Below are 16,350 nucleotides of genomic sequence, written 5' to 3'. Positions count from 1 at the left end.
TTATGCGTCTCCTGCATGCAGCGGCGCACGCGGCTGAAAGGTCTTGCCGGTGCCGAAATACACGGCCTGCACCTGCGCGTCGTTGCGAATCGCGTCGGCGTCGCCCTGCGCGATCAGCTTGCCGCGCGCGAGCACGAGCAGGGTGTCCGCGTACGCGAACACCACGTCCATGCTGTGCTCGGTAAACAGCACGCCGATCTTGCGTTCGGTGACGAGGCGTCGGGTGAGTGCCATCAGGTCGTGGCGCTCTTTCGGCGCCATGCCCGCGGTCGGCTCGTCCATCAACAGCAATCGCGGCCGGTTGGCGAGGGCGATTGCGAGTTCGACGCGCTTCACGTCGCCATACGCGAGCACGCCGCATGCGCGCTGCGCATCGTGGGCCATGCCGACCTGGTCGAGCAGATCGAGCGCCTCGGCCCTGAACTGCGACGCGGCGGGCGTCCACAGTCCGAACAGCTTTTTTTCGCGCGACAGCAGCGCCATCTGGATGTTTTCGAGCACGGTCATCGAGTTGAAGGTCGCCGCGATCTGGAACGTGCGGCCCACGCCGAGCCGCCAGATGTCGCGCGGACGCTTGCCGACGAGTTCACGGCCATCGAGCAGGATCGAACCGGACGACGGCCGTAACTGGCCGTTGACCATATTGAAGCAGGTCGATTTTCCCGCGCCGTTCGGCCCGAGCAGCGCCAGTAGTTGACCCGCTTCGAGATCGAACGATACGTCGTCGACCGCCGTCACGCCGCCGAACGACTTCGACAGGCCGGATACGCGCAACAGACTCATAGGCCCTCCTCGACCGCGCTTCGCGCAGCGGGCGCGCCGTTGGGCACGTCCGAGTCGTTGTCGTCGAAGCGCTCGCGGATAAAGCCGACGATGCCCTGCGGAAACGCGATCACCAGCAGCAGAATCGTGCCGCCCAACAACGCTTGCCAGTAGTCGGTCTGACGCGCGACCGTGTCTTGCAGCCACGTGAACACCGCCGCGCCGACGACCGGTCCGCTCAACGTCTGCAAACCGCCGAGCAGCACCATCACGAGGCCGTCGACCGAGCGGCTGACGCTGATCACGTCCGGCGAAATCGTGCCCTTGGAGAACGCGTACAGCGAGCCGGCCAGCCCGCAAAACAGCGACGCGATCACGAACGCGGCCCATTGAATCCGCCGCGTATCGATCCCGATCGCTTCGGCGCGCAACGATGAATCGCGCGACGCACGCATCGCATAACCGAGCGGCGAAAACAGCATGCGTCGCAAGAGCCACACGCCGGTCGCCGCGAACACCAGCGCCAGATAATAAAAAGCCACCGGCGACGACAGCCAGTTCGACGGCCACAAGCCGAGGATGCCGTTGCTGCCGCCCGTCACGTCGTCCCACTGGAACACGACCGACCACACGATCTGCGCGAACGCGAGCGTCAGCATCGCGAGATAGACGCCGGACAATCGCACGCAAAACCAGCCGAACACCAGCGCGCCGAGCACCGCGAGCAACGGTCCGAGAACGAGCGCCGCTTCCATCGGCAAGCTGAACAGCTTCACGAACAGCGCCGCGCCGTATGCGCCCAGCCCAAAATACGCAGCGTGTCCGAACGAGTGCATACCGCCCGGTCCCATGATGAAATGCAGGCTCGCCGCGAACAGCACGGCAATCAGGATTTCGACCATCAGCACGGGCAGATACGGAAATGCGCCGGCCGCGAGCGGCGCGAGAATCAGGATCGCGAGCACGCATGCCGCCAGCCACTTGACACGCTTTCCTGCGGGACGAAGCGGCGTTTCCGGCGCGGCCATGCCGCGCACCGCCGCACTCGCGCGACCGAGCAGCCCCCACGGCCGCACCACCAGCACGACCGCCATCACGACGAATTCCGCGACCAGCGTAAAGCGGCTCAACGACAGATCGATGCCCGCGATCGATACATGGCCGATGCCGATACACAGCGCCTTGATCTCCGCGATGATCAACGCCGCGACGAATGCGCCCGGAATCGAGCCCATGCCGCCCACCACGACGACCACGAACGCATTGCCGATCGTCTCCAGATCCAGCGACAGATTCGCGGACATCCGCGGTCCCTGCAACGCGCCGCCGAGGCCCGCGAGAAACGCACCGACGAAGAAAACCCCTGTAAACAGCCATGCCTGATTGATGCCGAGCGCGCCGAGCATCTCGCGATCCTGCGTGGCCGCGCGCACCAGCGTGCCCCATCGCGTGCGTGTCAGCGCATACCAGAGCACCAGCAGCACCGCCGGCCCCAGCCCGATCAGAACGATGTCGTAAGTGGGCAGCGGATGCCCCAGCAAGCTCACCGCGCCCGCGAGATGCGGCGCGCGTGGACCGAACAGGTCTTCCGGTCCCCACAGCCACAATGCCGCGTCCCGGAAGATCAGCACGAGCGCGAAGGTCGCGAGCAGATGGAACAGTTCGGGCGCGTGATAGATGCGCCGTAACACGATGATCTCGACCAGTGCGCCCAGCACCGCGACCACCAGCGCCGCCGCGATCACCGACAGCCAGAAGCCCGCCGTGCTATGGCCGAAGCGGCTCGCGATGCTGTACGCCACGTAGATGCCGACCATGTAGAACGAGCCGTGCGCGAAGTTGACGATGCGCGTCACGCCGAAAATCAGCGACAGGCCCGCCGCGACCAGAAACAGCGTGGACGCATCGGCGAGTCCGTTGACGAGTTGTACCAGCAGATTCGAAAGCATCGAGACCTCAGCAGCGTGCCGTTCGGCGAATGCGCAGCAAATGGGCGTGCCCGCGCGCGTTGAGGCGAGACACTACCAGCGAATTTAATCAGCGCAAACACGTGCGGCCGCGTGATTCCCCGAATGTTAATTCATGCGGTGCGGGACGCGGGTTTTGCCCGGCGACCGGACAGACGGCGATGCGTGCGGGGTAGGTGCGGAAGTGGGTCGTGACACCGGTGACGGACGCACCGGACAAGGCGGGATCGTCCCGCGCAGGCGGGACGACGGTAAAGACGGTTCATGCATTGCCGACCGGAGGATCGGCTCGCATGCGCGGCACGCATGCGAGCATGTCAGATCATGCGCCGGCGGCGTCGTCTTCGCGGAAAATCTTGTCGGCCAGATGGAACGCGGAATTCGCAGCGGGCACGCCGCAGTAAATCGCGGTTTGCAGCAGCACTTCCTTGATCTGCTCGCGCGTGACGCCGTTATTCTTGGCCGCGCGCAGATGCAGTGCGAGTTCCTCGTTGCGGTTCAGCGCCACCATCATCGCGATGGTCAGCATGCTGCGCGTGTGGCGCGGCAATCCTTCGCGCGTCCAGATTTCGCCCCACGCGTAGCGCGTGATGAGATTCTGGAACTCTTCCGTATGCTCGGTGCGATTCGTCAGCGAACGGTCGACGTGCGCGTCGCCGAGCACCGCGCGACGCACTGTCATCCCGGCTTCGTAGCGGTCTTCGTCGTTCATCGTTGCTCCGTCAGGAAGTCGAGCACCGTCTTGGTAAACGTGTCGGCCTGCTCGATGTTGGAAATGTGCGATGCGTCCAGTTCGACGTAACGCGCGCCCGGAATCGACGCGGCCAGTTCCTTGCCTTGCGCGGGCGTCGCGGCCAGATCGTGCGTGCCGCCGATCACCAGCGCCGGCACCTTGATGCCGCCGGTTTCGGGGCGCAGGTCGGCTGCATCGATCGCCTCGCAATTGCTTGCGTAACCTTCTTTATCCGTATGCACGAAGGTGTCGCGGATAAATGCGTACACCAGCGGTTCGCGCGCGATGAACTCGCCCGTGAACCAGCGCGGCAGCACCGCTTCGGACAGCGTGAGCATGCCTTCGCTGCGTGCGCGCGCCGCACGCGGCACCCACACTTCCGGCGAGCCGATACGCGCGGCCGTGTTGCACAGCACGACGCGTTCGATCCGGTCGCCGTGACGTGCAGCGAGGCCCACGCCGGTCAGACCGCCCATCGAAATACCGCAGAAGTTCGCCTTCGCGATCTTCAGATGATCCATCAGGCCGATCACGTCGCCCGTCAGTTGCTCGATCGTGTACGGGCCTTTCGGTGCTTCGGAATGACCATGACCGCGCGTGTCGTAGCGCAGCACGCGGAACTTCTGCGCGAGTGCGGCGACTTGCGGCGTCCACATGGACAGATCGCAACCGAGCGAATTGGACAGGATCAGCCACGGCGCGTTGCCGTGGCGATCGCCGTCGATCCGGTAATGAAGCTCAATGCCGTTGACTGCGGCGTAAGGCATGGACAATGACCTCTCAGGTTAGCGCGGCTCGCGCGCGTGATGAAGCGCCAGCGCGGCGTCGACGAATGCGTGCGCCTGACCGACGTATTGAGCGGGATCGAGCAGCGCTTTCAGGCGCTCGACCGAAAGATGTTGCGTGACGGTAGCGTCTGCGGCGAGCACGTCGAACAACGTGCTGCCGTGTTGCACCGCCTGTTTCGATGCGCGTTCGACCAGATGATGCGCGTCCATGCGGCCAATCTTGTCGCCCAGCGCGAGCATCACGGATTCGCCGAGAATCAGGCCATGCGTGACGTCGAGATTGGCGGCGAGACGCGCGGTGTTGACGTCGAGTCCGGACACGATCTGTTCGATATTGACGAGTGCGCCGCCCGCGAGGCGCGCGAGATCGGGCAACGCGTCCCACTCGGCCTGCCAGCCGCCGAGCGCGCGTTCGTGTTCCTGGACCATGCCCGCGAGCACCGTCGCGACCAGTCCCGGCGCGCGCGTGGCGGCGGTCAGCACGGCCGCGCAGCCAACCGGATTGCGCTTGTGCGGCATCGTCGACGAACCGCCTTTGCCGGCGACAACGGGTTCGCCGAGTTCACCGATTTCAGTCTGCATTTGCAGCGAGATGTCGCGCGCGATCTTGCCGAGCGTGCCGATCAGCATGCCGAACAGCGACGCGGCCTCCGCGATGCGATCGCGTTGCGTGTGCCACGGCAACGCGGGCGCCGACAAACCGAGTTCCTGCGCGAGCAATTGCGTGACGACCGCGCCCGCATCGCGCAGGCTGGCGAGCGTGCCCGCCGCGCCGCCGAATTGCAGCACCAGCGCGCGGGCGCGCAATTCAGCGAGCCGCTCGCGATGACGGCCCAACGCGTCGAGCCATTGCGCGAACTTGAGGCCGAGCGTGATCGGCAGCGCCTGTTGCAGCCATGTACGGCCGATCATCGGCGTTGCGCGATGGGCCGATGCGAGTTCGGCGAGCGCGACGCAGGTGCGTTGCAGATGGACGTCGAGCAGATCGATCGTATCGCGCAGTTGCAGCACGGTCGCCGTGTCGATGATGTCCTGACTCGTCGCGCCCCAATGCACGTATTTCGACGCTTCCGCGTCCGCCGCCTTGACGCGCGCGGTCAGTTGCTTGACCAGCGGAATCGCGAGATTGCCGCCGAGCGCGGCGTCGCGCGTCAGTGCGTCGGCGTCGAGCTGATCGGCGTGACAGGCTGCCTCGATCGCCGCCACCGCCGTGTGCGGAATCACCTGATGCGCGGCCGACGCACGCGCCAGCGCCGCTTCGACATCGAGCATCCGCTGCACCGTGGCGCGCGGCGACCAGATATCGTTCATCGGTTGCGTGCCGCAAATCAGGGCGGTCAGACGGGCGCTGGAATCAAGCATGACGGGATAAGCGGCTGGATAGAAACGGAGGGCAGGAAACGGCAGCGGCGCGCGTGCGTGCGCTGTCCGGTGAGACCGATAGCGTAGCGCGCGCGGCGCAGGCTGTCATGTTTCCCGCGCGCGAGCCAGGGAAGAACCGGAGCGCGCGGGTCACCATAACCGTATGACGATCAGGCGGCGTTCGTGCCGTCGATCAACGGCACGCCGGTCAGGCGATGCAGTTCGGCGAAGTCGATATCCGAGAAGATCTCACGGACGACGAGACCGTCGGACGTCACGTCGATCACCGCGAGGTCCGTATAGATACGGTCCACGCATGCAATGCCCGTGACCGGGTACGTGCATTCGGCGGCGATCTTGCTTTCGCCCTGCTTGGTCAGGTGCTCCATCATCACGTAGACCTGCTTCGCGCCGATCGCCAGATCCATCGCGCCGCCCACGGCCGGAATCGCGTCCGGTGCGCCCGTGTGCCAGTTCGCGAGGTCGCCCTTCGCGGAAACCTGGAATGCGCCGAGCACGCAGAAGTCGAGATGGCCGCCGCGCATCATCGCGAACGAGTCCGAGTGATGGAAGTACGCGCCGCCCGTCAGCAGCGTGACGTGCTGTTTGCCGGCGTTGATCAGTTCGTCGTCTTCCTCGCCTTTCGCGGGCGCCGGGCCCATGCCGAGCAGGCCGTTTTCGCTGTGCAGGAAGATTTCCTTGTCGGCGGCGAGGTGGTTCGCCACCAGCGTCGGCACGCCGATACCGAGGTTCACATACGCGCCTTCAGGGATATCCTGGGCGACGCGCTTGGCCATTTCATCGCGGGTCAGTCGTTTCATCGTGTGTCTCCAGATCAGGCGGCAGCGTCGTGGGGATTGGGCATCGGCATATGCGCGGCTTGCGGCACTTCGATCACGCGTTGCACGAAAATGCCCGGCGTCACGATGTTTTCCGGGTCCAGCGCGCCGAGCGGCACGACTTGCGACACTTGCACGATCGCCGTTTTCGCGGCGCTTGCCATGATCGGGCCGAAGTTACGCGCGGTCTTGCGATAGACCAGGTTGCCCCAGCGATCGCCCTTGTACGCCTTGATCAGCGCGAAATCCGCATGCAGCGGCGCTTCGAGCACGTAATGCTTGCCGTCGATCAGACGCGTTTCCTTGCCTTCGGCCAGCTTCGTGCCATAGGCCGTAGGCGTGAAGAAACCGCCGATACCCGCGCCCGCAGCGCGAATCCGTTCGGCCAGATTGCCTTGGGGGCACGAGCTCCAGTTCGATTTCACCGGCGCGATAGAGCGCGTCGAACACATACGAATCCGTTTGACGCGGGAACGAGCAAATGATTTTGCGCACGCGTTTCGCGTTGAGCAGCGCCGCGAGGCCGATGTCGCCGTTACCGGCGTTGTTGTTGACGATCGTCAGGTCGCGCGCGCCTTGCTCGATCAGTGCGTCGATCAGCTCCGACGGCATGCCGGCCGTGCCGAAGCCGCCGATCATGACGGTCGCGCCGTCCTGCACGTCGGCGACCGCCGATTGGAGTGACTCGAAAATCTTGTTGATCATGTCGAATTCCCTTTTTGACGCAGCGTAGCGCGCCGTTTGAAGCGCTCCCGCCGCAATGCGGCGACGCGCGGGACGGTGGGTTACGGCTCGTGCGCGGTATCACCGCCTGACGACGGCAAGCGCCCGCGCGCGTCGAGCCTGTCTCCGCTCAATCTGTGTGTGTTCGCTCAATTTGTTCGAAATACGAACACTGTTTCGTTTAGCGAACTCAGCCACAGATTATGAAAGCCGCCTCGCGCACCTGTCAAGGCGGGGGTTTCCATGATCCGCCTTTTTGGAATGGGGTGCGCTGGAGGTCGGCTAGATTCGTCGACGCTTGACAGGAAATGCGGATCGATGTCGGCGCCGGTTATCGCGCCTACTATGTACGCGACGGCCCGACGGTCTACCTGATTCTCGCGGGCGGTTCCAAGCGGAGCCAGTTCGCTGACATCAAATTGGCGAAAGCCCTGTGGAAACAGATCAAAACGGAGCGGCTGCAATGAGCGAGTCCACCATTACCCGGTTCGACGCCTCGGAATTTCTCGACAACGAAGTCGTGATCGCCGAATACATCAGCGCCGCGCTCGAAGAAGACGACCCGAACGTGCTGATCGCTGCAATCGCCGACGTCGCGAAGGCACGCGGCATGTCGAAGATGGCCGACGATGCAGGTCTGGGCCGCGAAAGTCTCTACAAAAGCCTGAAGCCTGGGGCGCAGCCCCGCTATGACACCGTGATCAAACTGCTTCACGGATTGGGCGTCAAGCTCGTCGCGGTTCCTGCAAACGGCAACCCCACATAATTCTCCGCAAGCGAGCGCGCCGCCGCTTCCGAGCGCGTCACGGACAAGCGCGCATGCAACTCCACCCACGCGCGCGCGTCGTGCCATCGTGCCATCGGGCCATCGGGCCATTGCGCCAGATCTTCGTAGGCATCGCATTGCAGATAAAGACGTGACGCGCGACGATCGCAACCTGAGTGCGCATGTTCGTCGCCTGACCACATTGTCGAGTTATCGAACCATTGCCGCGCTTCCCCTAATATCCGCCAGCGCAATTTTGGGGATAAGCTGTATCCACTAAAATGATAGTGCGCTGCTGCACGCCGCGATGTCCGACCTCGACCTCAACCTGATTCCTTACCTCGTCGCGATGGAGGACACCCGCAACGTGAGCCGCGCGGCCGAACGGCTCGGCGTGAGCCAACCGCGCGTCAGCACGGCACTTGGCCGTCTGCGTGAATTCTTCGACGACCCGCTGTTCGTGCGCACGTCGCGTGGCATGGAGCCGACGCCGCGCGCGCTCGCCATCTTGCCCGCCGCACGCGAAGCGTTATTGCGAATCGAAAAAGGCATGCTCGACGCGCAGGACTTCGACCCGCTGACCAGCACGCACACATTTTCCATCGCATTGTCGGACGTCGGCGAGATCGTTTTTCTGCCGCGTCTGCTGCAACTGTTTGCCATGCGCGCACCGCATGCGAACTTGCGCTCGGTGACCTTGCCGCCCGCGCAGATCGAGCGCGGCCTCGAATCGGGCGAAGTGGATCTCGCCGTCGGTTTCTTTCCGGATCTCTCCGGCAACAACTTCTTCCAGCAGCGGCTGTTCACGCACCGCTTTATCTGTCTGATGCGCAGCGGTCATCCGCTCGCGCGCGGACCGTTGACGCTCGAACAGTACGTGGCGTCGGGACATGCCGTCGTGCGCGCGTCCGGTCGCAGCCAGGAAGTACTCGAACAGTACCTCGAAAAAAAGCGCATCTATCGGCGCGCGGTGCTGGAAACACCGCATTTCATGAGCCTGCCGTTCATTCTCGCGAAGACCGATCTGCTCGCGACGGTGCCGCACGCGATCGGCTTCGCGTATGTCGCCGAGCATGCGTCCATCACGCTGGTCGAGCCGCCGCTACCGTTGCCGAACTTCGACCTGCGGCAGCACTGGCACCGCAAGTTTCATAATGATCCGCGCGCGGGCTGGTTGCGCAGCATGGTTGCGGAACTGTTCAACGACGCGCTCGACGAATGGCCAAAATAGTCGCGCCGATCGATGCATGCGCGTAACGCATGGCAATGTAAAACCCGCATGCGAGCAGGGCCAAGCATCGCATCGTGCGACGTGACGACCCAAAACATGGAACAATGTCCCGATTCGGTTTCAAGACCCACAGGAGCAAAGGATGACCAGTAACGCCGACCCAACCAGTTCGAACGACACACCCGGCCGCCCTACCCGCGAAGAGGCGGAAGCCGCCGTGCGCGTGCTGTTGCGCTGGGCCGGCGACGACCCGAAGCGCGAAGGGTTGCTCGATACGCCTGCGCGCGTCGTGCGTTCCTATGAGGAGTTTTTCGCGGGCTATGCAGTCGACCCGCGCGACATCCTGGCGCGCACTTTCTCGGAAGTCGACGGCTACGATGAAATGATCGTGCTGAAAGATATCCGCTTCGAAAGCTATTGCGAACACCATATGGTGCCGATCATCGGGCGCGCACACGTCGCCTATCTGCCGGAGCGGCGCGTCGTGGGTATTTCGAAGCTCGCGCGCCTCGTCGACGCATTCGCAAAGCGTCTGCAGATTCAGGAAAAAATGACGGTGCAGATTGCCGATACGCTGAGCGAAGTATTGCAGCCTAAAGGCGTCGGCGTGATTCTCGAAGCCGCGCATCAATGCATGTCCACGCGTGGCGTGCACAAGGCGGGCGTGTCGATGGTGACGTCGCGGATGCTCGGCACGTTCCGCTCCGACCCGTCCACCCGCCGCGAGTTTCTGTCTATCGTCGGACACTCGGGCATGTTCAGCGTCGGCAATACCTGAGCTTCCTGCGCGAGCCCGGCTCGCGCAAACCGCGTACGGTCCACGATATCCAACGATGCGCGCCACCTGGCGCGCATCGTCGTTTCAGGCGCACGGTTTCAGTTAGCCGCGCCGGCTCTCTTCGATGCGGTCGCCTTCGCGAACCTTGCCTTGCGATACGCTGCTGCCCGGCGACACGCTATGCGTGAGCCACACATTCCCGCCGATCACCGACCCTTTGCCGATCGTCACGCGGCCGAGAATCGTCGCACCTGCGTAGATCACCACGTCGTCTTCGACGATCGGATGGCGCGCGTTGCCTTTGACCAGCACGCCGTCCACATCCGCGGCAAAACTCTTCGCGCCCAACGTGACCGCCTGATAGACGCGCACGCGTTCGCCGATGATCGCGGTCTCGCCGATCACGACGCCCGTGCCGTGGTCGATGAAGAAGCTCGGGCCGATCTGCGCGCCCGGATGAATGTCGATGCCGGTCGCCGAATGCGCGATCTCGTTGATAAAGCGCGCGAGCAGCGGCACGCCGAGACGGTGCAACGCATGCGCCAGCCGATGATGCGTCATTGCCCAGATGCCGGGATAGCACAACAGGATTTCGGTGATGTGCTGCGCGGCCGGGTCGCCCGCGAACGCCGCCTGAATATCGCTGACGAGCAGCGCGCGGATCGTGGGCAGTTGCGTGCCGAATTCGCGCGCGGTCTCGAATGCGCGCGTGGCGAGTTCGCTATCCGGTGTATCGGCGAATTCCGGCAGAAAACGCAGCGCCCGGCGAATCTGCTCGGCGAGCAGACGCAAGGTGCTTTCAAGCGTGTGGCCGACGTAGTAATCGACGGTTTCGTCGGTGAGATCCGGTGCGCCGTAATGCGTCGGAAACAACGCGGCGCGCAGGCCGGTGACGATGCTGGTCACCGCCTCGCGCGATGGCAGTTCGCGAATGCCGCGCGGATGCCGCGTGCGATGCAGTTCTTCACGCGAAGCACGCAGATCCGCGACGATTTTTTCGAGGCCCCAACCTGGGGCGGGCACGTTTGGCATGAGACGAAAACAGCCACGCGAGAGGCGTGGCGGAAGTGAACGATCTCAAGAGATTACCGCGTTTCGCGCAAGGCCGCCGGAGGCAGCAAGCGGAACTAGATGGTGACGCTGCTCGCATCGATCCATCGGACCGCCCAGTCGCGCGCGTGCGCGATAGCAGCGGCTTCGTCGGCGAAGCGGAGGTCGACGGGGAAGAAGCGGTTGGCAACCAGTTCACCGTCGCTGGAACGGGAGATAACCACGTAGGGTTGCCAGGCACCGTCGCCCGTGCGTGCGGGTGCGCAATTCAGCAGATACCCGCGATGTGTGAATGCAGCGTCGAAGTGCATGTGTCTCACCCGCTCTGACTGCCTCGTTTGATGGTCCGAGAGGCCGTGGCCGCGTCTCGTCGGTCACGTTGGAAACGGCCCGACAAAGACCGTCGATTTATCCAAGCCAACTCGCCGGACTAAGATCATACTCTGTAGAAAATACGCGTCCACGAAAAAAAATGAAACCAATTTAACGCGCGATTTACCGCACAGATCAGGTGCGTACCGGGGCGTGCAGCACGTCCGTTTGCGATGCCGGAACGGGTCTTGCTGAAGATGCATGTCGTCTTCACCGGAGAGCATGATGAAAGACAGCGAGGTATTTCAATCGGCTAGCGAGATCGCTCGCAGTGCGGAAATTCACAACGACCGAACCCATGACAGCACCGTCGACACCGATGGCAAAAACCGCGAAGCCGCGCGCATCGCGGGGCACGGCAGCGTAATCGGCCCGGACGAAATGACCGGCAGCAATGCATCGCTCGACGACAGCGTGCCCGAAGCGCGCGACGGCTTTGCAGGCTTCGATAGCCGGGTGGGTGGCAGCCAGGTGCTGCTTGCGCTGGAGCCCGGTTATACGGTCGTGGATCGCGGCATGGTAGCGCCGCAAAAGCCGTACGACATCGACTACCAGCACGATGATCCGCGTCCGGTCGAAGACCGCCAGAATCGCGGCCGCATTCACTACGCGCTTAATCATCTGCGTCCCACGCGGCTGATCGAATTGCAGCGCGTAAAGCCATAGAGGCCGCGTGCCGCGCGCTCGCAGTCGCGCGCGAAAACCATCGTCATCCCACGCTTTAGCGACGTCCGCTAAAGCATTCGCAAAGCGCGCATCGTTTGAAAACGTTGCGCGCTTTTTGTCGTTTGCTTGCTGTCGCGCGTCGATTCGAAACCACGGGTTTAGTCACCTGAAAGGCGACGCGTCTTTTTTACCGCTAACGACACGCCGACAATGACTCCTAGGCAATCACTCTCTACAGGAAAAAAATCATGAAAAAAATCGTCGTTATCGGTGCGACAGGGACATTGGGTCAGGCGGTCGTTACGGCATTGAAAGCGCGTCATCAGGTGATCGAAGTCGGAGCGACGCGCGGTCAGTACCGCGCGGACATCACGGACGTCGCGAGCGTCGAGAAACTGTTCGGCGAAATCGGCAACGTGGACGGCGTCGTGACGACGACCGGCAAGCTGCATTTCGGTCCGCTGACCGAAATGACTGCCGACCAGTTCTGGGTCGGACTGCGCGACAAGCTGATGGGACAGATCAATGTCGTGCTCGCGGCACAGCGCTTTGTGAACGACGGCGGCTCGTTCACGCTGACGAGCGGCATAGTCGGTGACGAGCCGATTCGCGACGGCGCGAACGCGACCACCGTCAATCTCGCGCTGGAAGGTTTCGTGCGCGGCGCGGCGATCGAACTGCCGCGCGGAATCCGCATCAATCTGGTGAGCCCGACCGTGCTCGAAGAATCGATGGAATCGTACGGGCCGTATTTTCGCGGCTTCGAACCGGTCAGCGCGGCGAAAAGCGCGATGGCGTTCGTGCGCAGCGTCGAAGGCGCGCAGACCGGCCGCGTGTATCGGGTCGGTTACTGATCCGCGTGACTGTTGCGCTTGACCGACTCAATCGCGAACGAACGAACGAACGGACGTGCGCGCCGCCGCAGGCTGCAGAGTCATCACTGGTGTCACCACCCTCCTTCGAGTGCGTCTTCCGTCCCGTCGTCGACGCTGCAAAGAGCTGACCTGTGCGTAGGTATGGCCTCTCCACCGGCGGACCTGGATGCATGGCCGCAGGATGGCCCCTCGTGGTCTCCTTCTTCACTATGTTTGTGGCTCTTGCGATGGCCGAGGTAAGCTCTCTTTTCTCTCTTGGTCGGCTACCTCCCTGTGCTGTGCGCTGAACGCGAGCGCGCGCGCCCAGATTGTTTCGGCTTGTCCCACGGCTGGAGGCCCTTACCACTGCAAGTCCTTCCTCATTATATTGTCTCTAGTGTCGCTTTCTGCGCTTCACCGGAGCGCGACTGTCCGCTCATGCCTTCCTTCCTGACAGGGGCCGCTCTCATCGCTCCAGCCAAATGGAGTCCGTTTTGCGCGTGGGCCACCGGCTACACCAACCTTCTCGGCCAGGTTGCCGTTACCACGGGTATCTCCTTCGGTTGCGCGGGCCTGATCTCGTCGCTGGGTGCGCTGCATGGCTTTGAAGTCACCGCCGCTCGGACTGTCGGCATCTACGCGGGCCTGCTCGTCTCCCATGGACTCGTCGTGTCGTTCGGTGTCAAGCTTCTGGGTATCCTCAACTACACCAGTATCACGCTCCACTCGCTCGGCGTCGGCGCCCTCTGCATTGCTGTGTTGGCCAAGGCGCCCACGCACCGCTCCGCCAAGGAGGTCTTTGGCTTCTTCTACGACGGTGAGTCATTGCAAAATTCCCGAAACAAAAACCGAGCCCCTGACGCTCGACTGTGCAGGTACCGGCCTCGATGGAATTGGATGGGGAGATCGTGCCAGCAACGCCTACGTCGCCGTCATTTCCATCCTGGTGACCCAATACACCATCATGGGCTTCGATGCCTCTGCCCACATGTCTGAGGAGACCACCAACGCGGCTTGGTCTGCCCCGATGGGAGTGATCATGTCGGTCGGCGCGTCGGCCCTGTTGTACGCAGCTTCCCTGCATTCCTCACCCTCCAAAAAATTGACCTCTTTTGCAGCGGATTCTTTGTCTTGCTGTCGTTCCTCTTCTCGATTCAAGACTACGACGGCACCGTGGCGTCGGCGGCCGGGCAGCCTGTCCTTCAAAGTCCGTCTTTCTATGTCACCTGGTCTGAGTGCTCGCTTAACAAGAGGTCTCGTGCAGTCTTTGTGGATGTTTTCGGTGTCAAAGGCGCCACCCGGGGCCTTTGCCTTCATTATCATCTGCGTGGGGCACTGCGGTCTCTTCTCAATCGTGCGTCGTTGAGTGCTGGAGGAAGCCAGGGCTCCCAAGCTGACTCAAATCACAGACCTCCAACAGTCGCATGATGTACGCGTTCTCGCGTGACCGTGCTCTCCCTGCATTCTTCGACAAGGTCGACAAGCACGGATCGCCGCTTCGCACCATCTGGCTCGCCGTGATTCTCGCATTCATCCTCTCGCTCCCCTCCCTCGGCTCGGCCGTAGCCTTTTCGGCGGCTACTTCCATCGCGACCATCGGGCTCTATGTTTCCTACGGCATTCCCATTGCCGAGCTGCTGTTCCAGGGCGACAACTTTGTCAGAGGCCCGTTCCACCTCGGCAAGCTCTCGCGGTCAGTCTCGTCGCTCTCCTTCCATAGCTCAGGCAGCTGACGCCCGAGGATCTCCAGACCAATTGGCACCGTCGCAGTCTGCTGGATTGTATTTATTTCGATTGCCTTCTGCATGCCCGAGGTGCGCTCTCCCCTTGCTTCCCGCGCGTGTCAACAGACCAGCTGACGGCGACGGTCCAGCTCAACCCCATTGTAGGCTTCGCTTCACTTATAAGAGAAGCACCGACTGATTTAATCTTTTTGGTTTCACAGAACAGTCAGACGCTCAACTGTAAGTGGTTCACCTGACGCTCTTGGTGAAGCCCGGTGCTCATTCCTCGTGCCACAGATACCCCCGTCGCCGTGGGCATCGTCCTCATCTACATCTTCGTACGTTGTTCTCGTGTACTTAGCTATGTAGAAAATATGCTGACTTGTCGACAACAGGCGAGTTGGATCTGGGCGCGCACCTGGTTCAAGGGTCCCAGGCAGGCCGCCCTCGCCGAGCTCGAGCAGGAGCCTGGGGCACCCAACACTCACCTCCACCTTGACGAGAAGGTGTCGTCCAAGGAGATTCCTCGATCCACTGTCGAGCCCACAGAGGCCGTTTAAAGTTTTGAAACCCCCTCCTCTTCCGTTGGACGTTCGTGGCAAAGATCCCGCGAGGGACTGCGCTGTTACTGGGGCTGGCTGCAATTTATACCGAGCTGGCTTGTGCCGAGCAATAGACTTGAGATATTTTTCACGTAAAAGAACGACTCCAACGCGCGGCCCGCGAGGACGAGCCGCCGCCGCCGCGAAGCGCCACGCCCCCGCAGGGTCTCCCCTCCTCTTGCTTCCCTCCCCAACACTCGATAAGCTCACAAGATGGTTTCTACTCAGATCAAACTCTTGGGAGGCAGGGAAGTTACCACTCCCACGGGAATCTTCATCAGTACGTGCTCCGAAAGCCCCACTTGTGGTACTATCGTCGTGTTGCCGCCGTTGACGCCCCGGACCAGACAACAAGTGGCAGCCTTCCGCGTCGGGCAAGACGTTCTCGGTCCTGAACCCGGCTACGGGTGAGGAGATCGCCCTGGTTTCCGAGGCTGGCAAGGAGGATGTCGACCTCGCCGTCGCTGCCGCGCGCGAGGCGTTCGAGACGACGTGGGGCAAGCACGTCGACGGCGGAACAAGGGCCAAGCTCCTCTACAAGCTCGCAGATCTTATCGAGAGGGATGCTCAGCACCTTGGCGAGCTCGAGTCGGTCAACAGCGGCAAGGGCGTCCGCGTGGCCAGGTGCGTCGTCGTCGTCGGCCCTATCAGTTCCGGAGTGAGCGCCAATACAGACCTGCAGGGACTTTGACATCGGAGACTCGGTCGGTTGCTTGCGCTACTATGCTGGATGGGCCGATAAAATTCACGGCTCGACCATCGAAGTCAACAACCAGGAGAAGATGGTCTACACGATCCAGGAGCCCATCGGAGTCTGGTGAGCCCTCTGCCTCTTTCAGATTAAGACAAATATATCTGACTCAACTGCTCGTCGTCTAGTGGTCAGATGTGGGTCCTTGCTTGACGTTCATTCTTCCTGCAACTGCTGACCTTGCCTTGCAGCATTCCTTGGAACTACCCGTGAGCCTTCCCGCTACCAAACGGATCGGTAGCATCCACTGACGATGAGGTACAGTATCCAAATGTGGGCCTGGAAGATTGGCCCCGCCATCGCCGCTGGTTGCACCGTCGGTCCGCAAACCTCTCTGACGTGCGTTGAATTCCCCAGCGACTGACCCTCCCAGAAACAGTCA

Annotated in this window: 17 protein-coding genes and 3 pseudogenes; 11 read left to right on the top strand and 9 right to left on the bottom strand. The window is 62.4% G+C overall.

Features of this window, described 5'->3' with window-relative positions; genetic code table 11:
* From PW947_RS16105 to PW947_RS16075, 7 genes and pseudogenes are all read right to left on the bottom strand, one after another.
* Positions 1–783, bottom strand: a complete 783-nt coding sequence (locus PW947_RS16105) for an ABC transporter ATP-binding protein (RefSeq protein WP_299633348.1) — start codon at positions 781–783, stop codon at positions 1–3.
* Positions 780–2,711, bottom strand: coding sequence for an ABC transporter permease (locus PW947_RS16100; RefSeq protein ID WP_299633347.1), 1,932 nt, complete (start codon positions 2,709–2,711; stop codon positions 780–782). Before PW947_RS16100 ends, PW947_RS16105 begins: the two co-directional genes overlap by 4 nt.
* A gap of 340 nt (positions 2,712–3,051) precedes the next feature.
* Positions 3,052–3,441 (bottom strand): 4-carboxymuconolactone decarboxylase, encoded by a 390-nt coding sequence (gene pcaC, locus PW947_RS16095; RefSeq protein ID WP_299633346.1) that lies wholly within the window; start codon positions 3,439–3,441, stop codon positions 3,052–3,054.
* The gene (pcaD, locus tag PW947_RS16090; protein ID WP_299633345.1) at positions 3,438–4,229 is read right to left on the bottom strand and encodes a 3-oxoadipate enol-lactonase; all 792 of its coding nucleotides are present in this window, start codon (positions 4,227–4,229) and stop codon (positions 3,438–3,440) included. Before pcaD ends, pcaC begins: the two co-directional genes overlap by 4 nt.
* Before the next feature lie 18 nt (positions 4,230–4,247).
* Positions 4,248–5,612, bottom strand: a complete 1,365-nt coding sequence (locus tag PW947_RS16085) for a 3-carboxy-cis,cis-muconate cycloisomerase (RefSeq protein ID WP_299633344.1) — start codon at positions 5,610–5,612, stop codon at positions 4,248–4,250.
* A 170-nt stretch (positions 5,613–5,782) separates the two neighbouring features.
* Positions 5,783–6,433 (bottom strand): 3-oxoacid CoA-transferase subunit B, encoded by a 651-nt coding sequence (locus PW947_RS16080; RefSeq protein WP_299633343.1) that lies wholly within the window; start codon positions 6,431–6,433, stop codon positions 5,783–5,785.
* A gap of 14 nt (positions 6,434–6,447) precedes the next feature.
* Positions 6,448–7,156, bottom strand: a pseudogene (locus PW947_RS16075) (3-oxoacid CoA-transferase subunit A).
* Between the two features lie 326 nt (positions 7,157–7,482).
* Between PW947_RS16075 and PW947_RS16070 the strand changes: the two are divergent.
* The 4 genes from PW947_RS16070 (at position 7,483) to folE (ending at position 9,949) form a co-directional block, all read left to right on the top strand.
* Positions 7,483–7,641 (top strand): hypothetical protein, encoded by a 159-nt coding sequence (locus PW947_RS16070; RefSeq protein WP_299633342.1) that lies wholly within the window; start codon positions 7,483–7,485, stop codon positions 7,639–7,641.
* A complete protein-coding gene (locus PW947_RS16065; protein WP_299633341.1) occupies positions 7,638–7,940 on the top strand; it encodes an addiction module antidote protein in 303 nt (100 codons plus the stop codon). Before PW947_RS16070 ends, PW947_RS16065 begins: the two co-directional genes overlap by 4 nt.
* Before the next feature lie 307 nt (positions 7,941–8,247).
* On the top strand, positions 8,248–9,171 hold the full coding sequence (locus PW947_RS16060; protein ID WP_299633340.1) for a LysR family transcriptional regulator: 924 nt from the start codon (positions 8,248–8,250) through the stop codon (positions 9,169–9,171).
* Between the two features lie 142 nt (positions 9,172–9,313).
* Positions 9,314–9,949 carry a GTP cyclohydrolase I FolE gene (gene folE / locus PW947_RS16055; RefSeq protein WP_299633339.1) on the top strand — a complete coding sequence of 212 codons (636 nt, stop codon included), beginning with the start codon at positions 9,314–9,316 and terminating at the stop codon, positions 9,947–9,949.
* 102 nt (positions 9,950–10,051) lie between these two features.
* On the opposite strand, the gene epsC is transcribed toward folE, so the two are convergent.
* Positions 10,052–10,981, bottom strand: coding sequence for a serine O-acetyltransferase EpsC (gene epsC / locus PW947_RS16050; protein WP_299633338.1), 930 nt, complete (start codon positions 10,979–10,981; stop codon positions 10,052–10,054).
* 95 nt (positions 10,982–11,076) lie between these two features.
* The gene (locus PW947_RS16045; protein WP_299633337.1) at positions 11,077–11,310 is read right to left on the bottom strand and encodes a hypothetical protein; all 234 of its coding nucleotides are present in this window, start codon (positions 11,308–11,310) and stop codon (positions 11,077–11,079) included.
* A 286-nt stretch (positions 11,311–11,596) separates the two neighbouring features.
* Here PW947_RS16045 and PW947_RS16040 point away from each other — a divergent pair, with 286 nt between their 5' ends.
* The 7 genes and pseudogenes from PW947_RS16040 to PW947_RS31240 all read left to right on the top strand — a co-directional run bounded on the left by PW947_RS16040 (position 11,597) and on the right by PW947_RS31240 (position 16,038).
* Positions 11,597–12,037 (top strand): DUF3005 domain-containing protein, encoded by a 441-nt coding sequence (locus PW947_RS16040; protein ID WP_299633678.1) that lies wholly within the window; start codon positions 11,597–11,599, stop codon positions 12,035–12,037.
* Positions 12,038–12,285: 248 nt separating this feature from the next.
* Positions 12,286–12,891, top strand: a complete 606-nt coding sequence (locus tag PW947_RS16035) for a short chain dehydrogenase (RefSeq protein ID WP_299633336.1) — start codon at positions 12,286–12,288, stop codon at positions 12,889–12,891.
* A gap of 438 nt (positions 12,892–13,329) precedes the next feature.
* Positions 13,330–13,659 (top strand): annotated as a pseudogene (locus PW947_RS31250) (hypothetical protein); the annotation flags it as partial.
* A gap of 31 nt (positions 13,660–13,690) precedes the next feature.
* Positions 13,691–14,257 carry a hypothetical protein gene (locus PW947_RS16030; protein WP_299633698.1) on the top strand — a complete coding sequence of 189 codons (567 nt, stop codon included), beginning with the start codon at positions 13,691–13,693 and terminating at the stop codon, positions 14,255–14,257.
* 49 nt (positions 14,258–14,306) lie between these two features.
* Positions 14,307–14,624, top strand: a pseudogene (locus PW947_RS16025) (amino acid permease); the annotation flags it as partial.
* Positions 14,625–15,608: 984 nt separating this feature from the next.
* The gene (locus PW947_RS31245) at positions 15,609–15,908 is read left to right on the top strand and encodes an aldehyde dehydrogenase family protein (protein ID WP_366146129.1); all 300 of its coding nucleotides are present in this window, start codon (positions 15,609–15,611) and stop codon (positions 15,906–15,908) included.
* A 22-nt stretch (positions 15,909–15,930) separates the two neighbouring features.
* Positions 15,931–16,038 (top strand): hypothetical protein, encoded by a 108-nt coding sequence (locus tag PW947_RS31240; protein WP_366146125.1) that lies wholly within the window; start codon positions 15,931–15,933, stop codon positions 16,036–16,038.
* Positions 16,039–16,350 lie beyond the last annotated feature (312 nt).

The sequence above is a fragment of the Paraburkholderia sp. genome (assembly GCF_028283785.1).
GTDB lineage: Bacteria > Pseudomonadota > Gammaproteobacteria > Burkholderiales > Burkholderiaceae > Paraburkholderia.
Note: the sequence above shows the minus strand (reverse complement) of the source record. Positions and strands in the feature narration are given on the sequence as shown.